General features: G+C 64.7%; 3 protein-coding genes. All 3 read left to right on the top strand.

Annotated features, from left to right (window positions below; genetic code table 11):
- A partial coding sequence (locus BV034_RS16960) for a sensor histidine kinase (protein ID WP_265593104.1) occupies window positions 1-2,479 on the top strand: 2,479 nt, incomplete at its 5' end.
- Window positions 2,480-2,499: 20 nt separating this feature from the next.
- Window positions 2,500-3,126: a response regulator transcription factor gene (locus BV034_RS16955; RefSeq protein ID WP_050028185.1), complete on the top strand. Its 627-nt coding sequence runs from the start codon at window positions 2,500-2,502 to the stop codon at window positions 3,124-3,126.
- Between the two features lie 84 nt (window positions 3,127-3,210).
- A complete protein-coding gene (locus BV034_RS16950) occupies window positions 3,211-6,558 on the top strand; it encodes an autotransporter-associated beta strand repeat-containing protein (protein WP_050028184.1) in 3,348 nt (1,115 codons plus the stop codon).
- Window positions 6,559-6,584: the final 26 nt, after the last annotated feature.

Raw genomic sequence — 6,584 nt, 5'->3', positions numbered from 1 at the left:
GGTGGCCAAGTTCACCGTCGATCGGGCCGGGCGATTCTGGGCGGTGGCGGGAGAGGCCCTGCTCAGCTACCGGGAGTCGGACGGTGTGTTTGTCCACGCGGCCAGCCTGAGCGTCATCCCCAACTGGCGACGCTCCACCGCCATCTGTGCGGCGGCGGATGGCGGGCTCTGGCTGGCAGCGGGCCTCAATGTCTTCCGCGTGCACCCGGGGGCGGACACGCCGGTGCCGGTCAAGATCGGCATTGTGCCTGAATTCGCCGAGCAGACCTCCATCACACGCCTGTTTGAGGATCGCTCCGGGCGCCTCTGGGCCTGTCTCTATGATGGCAACGTTTACCACCTGGAAGACGGCAAACTCATGCGGGCAGGATCGGCGTTGCATGAAATAACGGCGGTGACCGATGACCTGGAGGGCAATCTCTGGCTGGGGGCCAGTGAGGCGGGCCTGTGGCGGGTGCGCCCCCGCGTGCTGGAGGCCCTGGCCGATGCGGGCCCGCTGGTGGCGGAGGCGATGTGCACGACCGCGCAGGATGCCCAGGGGAACATCTGGCTGACAGGTACGAATGGTTATCTCCTGAAGCGGGAGTCCGGCAAGTGGCGGCGACTGGGGGCGGAGTCGGGATGGACGGCGGCAGAGGCCCGCACGGTGGTGGCCGGGCAGGACGGCACCATATGGGTGGGGACCAAGGATGAAGGCGTCTTTCACTCCACTCCCGAGGGGGGCTTCAAGGCGGTGCCCTTCCCCATCCCCTCGCCCTGGGGGAACATCCGGGCCATGCTCATGGATGCCGAGGGCAGCCTCTGGACGGCAATCAATGCGGATCTCTGGCAGTACCGCGGCGGATCGTGGAGGAAGTATTCCTCGAACCTGGCCGATGCCTACATCCAGACCCTGGTGCAGGATGCCGCGGGTGTGGTGTGGGCGGGCACGAGTGAGGGACAACTGCTCGCGGTGAAGGATCGGGATCTGCAAGACCGCACGCCCGAAGACTTCGGCGATGCGGCGGTGCGCGGCCTGCTGGCCACGCCGGACGGCGCCTTGTGGATCGGCCGCGCCAGTGAGGGGCTGGTCCGCCATAAAGACGGTCGCTTCACCCTGGTGGGGCTGGAGCAGGGGCTCGACTTCAACGGCATCTCGCACCTGGTGCTGGATGGGCAGGGGCGCCTGTGGGGCGGCAGCGCGCAGGGCATCTTCCGCGTGCCTCTGGCCGAGCTGGACGCGGCTGCGGACGGCCGAATCACGCCGCTCCATGTGGCCAAGGTGGGGCGGGATGAGGGTCTGGCCAGTCTGCAGTCGGGACGCGGCTACTGGCCCAATACGCTGCAAGACCAGAGCGGCACCCTTTGGTTCAACATGCGCACGGGCACGGCTCTGGTGCACCCGGATGCTGCCGCTGACAACCCCGTCCCGCCGCCGGTGACGATCGATGCCGTGAAGCTGGATGGGAAGCCGCTGGAGATGAATGGGGCGAAAAGCTTCACCCTCCCGCCCAATCACCACAGCCTGGAGGTGGAGTATGCGGCCATGAGCTTCCGCTCCCCGCAGAACGTCCGCGTGCGGTACAAGATGCGCGGGCTGGACACCGAGTGGACGGAGAACAGCCGCGAGCGCCACGCCATCTACTCCCGTCTGCCAGCTGGCAGCTACACTTTCACCGTGATCGCCGCCAATGACAGTGGCCGGTGGAATGAGACCGGGGCCTCCATCTCCATCACGGTGCGCCCGTTCTTCTGGCAGACCGTCTGGTTCCGTCTCGCCTGTCTCGTGGCCGCCATCGTGGGCGTGGCGTGGATTGCCCGAAGCATCATCAACCGGCGCTGGCGCAACCGCATGGCGGAGGTGGAGCGGCAGGCCGCCCTGGACCGGGAGCGCACCCGCATCGCGCGGGACATGCATGATGAACTGGGGGCCAGCCTCACGCAGATCGCCATCACCAGCCAGCTCGCCCAGCTTGATCCTCCCGAGGCGTCACCCGGGCACATCGCCGAGATGGCGGCGATCGCGCGCCGTGCGGTCACCTCGCTGGATGAGATCGTCTGGGCCGTGAATCCTCGCAACGACACCCTGCGCAGTCTGGTGGACTACGTGGGGCAGCATGCGGTGGATTTCCTGAGTGCGGGCGGGCTGGAGTGCGAGCTCTCCCTGCCCGATGAGGTGCCTGATCGTGCAGTCTCGGCAGAGTACCGGCACCACCTCTTCCTGGCGGTGAAGGAGACGCTCACCAACATCGTGAAACATGCCGGGGCCTCCCGGGTGGAGCTGTCGGTGAAACTGGCTGGCCATGGTCTCCATATCGAGATCGCGGACAACGGTCGCGGGTTCGAGGCAGCAACCTCGCCGCCCGGGGCCGACGGGCTGGTCAACATCCAGGAGCGCATTCGTGAGTTGCATGGCACCTGCCAGATCCACAGTGCTCCCGGCGAAGGCACCCGCGTCATTTTGCAGTTGCCATGGCCCCAGGGTGTCAGCGATGAGTAAGCTTTCCGTCCCTTCCTCACATGCCCACCCGCGTCGCCCTTGTAGAAGATGATCGCGCCACCCGTGAAGGGTTCCGCAAGATCCTGGAACACGATCCTGAGATGGTCTGTGTGGGGGCGCATCCCTCCGCGGAAGAAGCGCTGCGCGAGATCCCCCGCTCTCTGCCGGACGTGGTGCTCATGGACATCAATCTCCCGGGCCGCAATGGCATTGAGTGCACCGCCCTGCTCAAGCGGGCTCATCCAGCCCTGCTGATCGTCATGCTCACCACCTATGATGACTCGCAGCAGATCTTTGACTCCCTGCGGGCCGGAGCCAGCGGCTATCTGCTGAAGCGCAGCGCCCCGGTGGAGATGATTCCCGCCATCCACGAGGTGCAACGCGGCGGGGCGCCTATGTCCATGCAGATCGCCCGCATGGTCGTCTCCCACTTTCACCAGATCCCCCACCCCTCCAGCGAGGTGGAGACGCTGACGCGGCGTGAGCAGGAGATCCTGGGCCTGCTCTCCAAAGGGCTCCCCTACAAGCAGATCGCCCACCAGTTGGGCATCAGCTCCAGCACCGTGCACGGGCACCTGCACTCCATCTACGGCAAGCTCCACGTGCAGTCCCGCACGGAGGCAGTGGTGAAGTTTCTAGGACATTGAGACCGTCGCGAGGGGGCATTCGGGGCCATTTCAGACCGAATGGTCTATGGTGGCAGACCGCTGGTTTCCTTAGGTTTCCCGTCCATGGAAGCCTCGTTCCCCTGCCACCTGTTCCAACACCTGTCGTTCCGCCCCTCCCGTGCGGTCGGTTTGCTCGTCGGCGCCCTGCTGTCCCTGCCTGCTGTGGGCTTTGGCGCGACCATCAACAAGGCAAACAACACCACCGGGCTCAATGCCACTGGCTCCTGGATGGGCGGCGTGATCCCCACGGCGTCGGACATCGCCCAGTGGACCAGTGCCGTGACCGCTGGAAATGCCACGGTCAACACCGGCGGCAATGTGACGTTTGGCCAGATCAAGATCGTGGATCCCGGCGCGACGGTGAACATCGGCGGCGGCAACACCATCACGTTGGCAGGCATTTCCGGAGTGGGGATCGATCTCACCACGGCGACGCAAGACCTCATCCTTGGCCCGGCGCTCACGCTCAGCGGCAGCCAGTCCTGGGAGCTCGCATCAGGCAGGACGCTCACGATCGCCGGTGCGGTGGCCAATGGCGCGAACACGCTGGCCATCAACGGCGCAGGCAATCTCATCACCTCCAACAACCTGACGATCAGCGCTGTCAGCAGCCTGTCCGGCACGGTCACGGTGCGCAGCGGCACGCTCACCCTCACGGGTGCGGGCACGCTGGCCAATGTGTCCGGCCTCACGGTGAACAGCGGCACGTTTGTGAACGGCGACACCACCGCCGCTACCAACCGCATCAATCCCACCATCGGCCTGGTGCTGGGCGGGACCAACGGCTCTGCCACCTTCACCCAGACGGCGGCAAGTTCAGGAGTCAACACGCAGACCTTCGTCGGGCTCACACTCAAGGCCGGGGTGCACACGCTCAACTCCACCGGCGCGGGAGCCGCGGTGGTTTTCACCGGCACGGCAGGCGGCGCGGGCTATGTGCGCGAGGCGGGCGCGTTTCTCAGCTTTGGCAACAACACGACTGTGAGCTTCACCAATGCGCCGACCGCGTTGGGCGGCAGCACGGTGACCTCCAGTGTTTTGGGAGCTGCCAACGACATTCTCATTGGCGCAGTGTACAATGGTCTTGACTTTGTATCCGCGAAGTCCGGTCAGGTCGGGGCGACGACTGGCTACACCAACAACAGCTTTGGCTCCGGGGTGAACAGCAACATCACCTCCAGCATTGGGCTTCTCGGGGACACCCAGAGCATCCGATTTTCCACCGGCGGCAACAGCACGTTGACCATCACGGGTGACACCACGGTGCAGTCCGGCGGGATCCTCAGTGCCGTGAGTGGCACCCAAATCATTACGGGCGGCACGATCCGTGCGCTGGGCGGCAGCAACCTCTGGATCTACGGTAACAGCGGGAATAACCTGCGCATCAACTCGGTGATCACCGACAATGGCGGTGCGGTAGGCCTTGAGAAATACGGCAACAACATCTTGGCGCTGGGCGGCGACAACACCTTCACCGGAGCCATCTACCTGCAGGGCGGCACGGTGGATCTGTACCACGCAAATGCCCTCGGCAGCAGCTCTGCCACAGCGACCATGACCACGCTGGGAGGCACCATCCTGCGCTCCAATGTGGCCGATGTGACCAGCGCGAGGAACATCCAGATCAATCCGGGCCAGACGCTGACCTACAACACCAACGGGTTCAACGCCACGCTCTCCGGCGTGATGAGCGCCAATCCGAACGTCGTGGGTGACAACACCTCGGCCGCGACCATCACCAAGACCGGTAACGGCATTCTGCGGCTCACCGGCAGCCTGGCGGCAGGTTCGAACATGGGATTCAACCTCTCCGGAGGCACGCTGGATGTCACGGGCAACTACGCCTCCAGCAACCCTGGCTGGAACATGACCGGCGGCACCGGCACGGCGGCGGTGATCACCGTCCGCGGCAACGGCACACTCTCCAACTCCGGTGACTGGAACATGATCACCACGGCGAACAACCAGCTTGTAATCAACATCCAGGACAACGGCACGGTTGGAGCCGGTCGCGCGTTCATCTCCAAGCAGACTGGCGCAGTGGTCACCATCAACCAGGATGGCGGCACCTTCTTTGCCGCCACCTACGCCCTTGGCGCCAACGGGGGCAGCAACGCGATCGGCACGGCGACGCACTACCTGAATGGGGGCATCCTCCGCTTCACGGCGGGCAGTGCCCACGCCATTGATACTGGAAGCGTGCTCTACTTCAACGGCGGCACCCTCCAGGCAGCAGCGAACAACGGATCGCTTGCAGGAAACAACACCCTCGGCGGCACGGCCGGCCAGATCATTGTGAAGGCGGGCGGCGGCACCATCGAGACCACGGCGACCAACCTGCTCACCATCAGCGCGAGCATCAATCACGACGCCTCACTGGGCGCGACGGCGGACGGTGGCATTGCGAAAGCCGGTACGGGCACCCTGGTGCTCTCCGGGGCGAATACCTACACTGGCGACACCCGGGTGAATGCAGGCACTCTTCGCCTGAGCAACAGCCTGGCGGTGCAGAACAGCACGGTGGCCACGGGCGCGGGTGCCATCGTCTTTGACTCCACGGTTGTTTCCAATGCCTTCACCTTTGGCGGCTTGAGCGGTGCCACGGCCCTGGCCCTGGCCAACAACGCCGGGACTCCCCAGGCGGTCGCATTGACCGTGGGCAACAACAACCGGGATGCCAGCTACTCCGGCAACCTGACCGGAGTCGGCAGCATCACGAAGAAAGGGAGTGGTACCCAGACCTTCAGCGGCGGAGCCAGCACCTACAGTGGCGGCACCACGGTAACGGAAGGCATGCTCCTGGTGAACAACGCCACGGGATCCGGCACAGGCAGCGGCAGCGTCTCCGTGGCGGCAGGCGCCAAGCTTGGCGGTGGCGGCAGCATCACGGGCGGCAGCACCGCCAACATCAGCCTCGGGGCCGGCAGCTTCCTGGTGGTGGGTCAGAGCCACGGCGGGGCTAGTGCGACGGTGGCAGAGGACTTCGCCATGACTGTGACAGGTACGGGCGCCTTCTCCTTCAACAGCGCCACGGTGTTCCAGTTCGACTTGTTCTCCAGTGTTGCTGGGGCTGACACGAGTCTGGACGAGAACGACCTGCTCTTCCTATCCAGCCCCTCGACCATTCAACTGGCAGGAACCATCCAACTCGCGAACCCCACCACGAACAGCCTCGGCTGGGCGCTGGGCGATACCTGGAAACTGATCGACTGGACGGGCTCGACAGTGACAGGCGATTTCTCGCTCGATACATCCTCCCTCCCTGCCCTGGGAGACTCGGGATATGCCTGGAACTTGTACAAGGACAGCACGGGACTCTACGCCCAGATCACAGCCGTTCCGGAGCCCGGCAGGTCGGTGTTGCTGCTGTTTGCGGCGATGGCTGGCTTCATGCGTCGTCGTCGTCGCTAATTTTAATCCCGGTTTGTCCGTATTAT

This window comes from Verrucomicrobium sp. BvORR034, from assembly GCF_000739635.1.
Classification (GTDB): domain Bacteria; phylum Verrucomicrobiota; class Verrucomicrobiia; order Verrucomicrobiales; family Verrucomicrobiaceae; genus Verrucomicrobium.
Note: the sequence above shows the minus strand (reverse complement) of the source record. Positions and strands in the feature narration are given on the sequence as shown.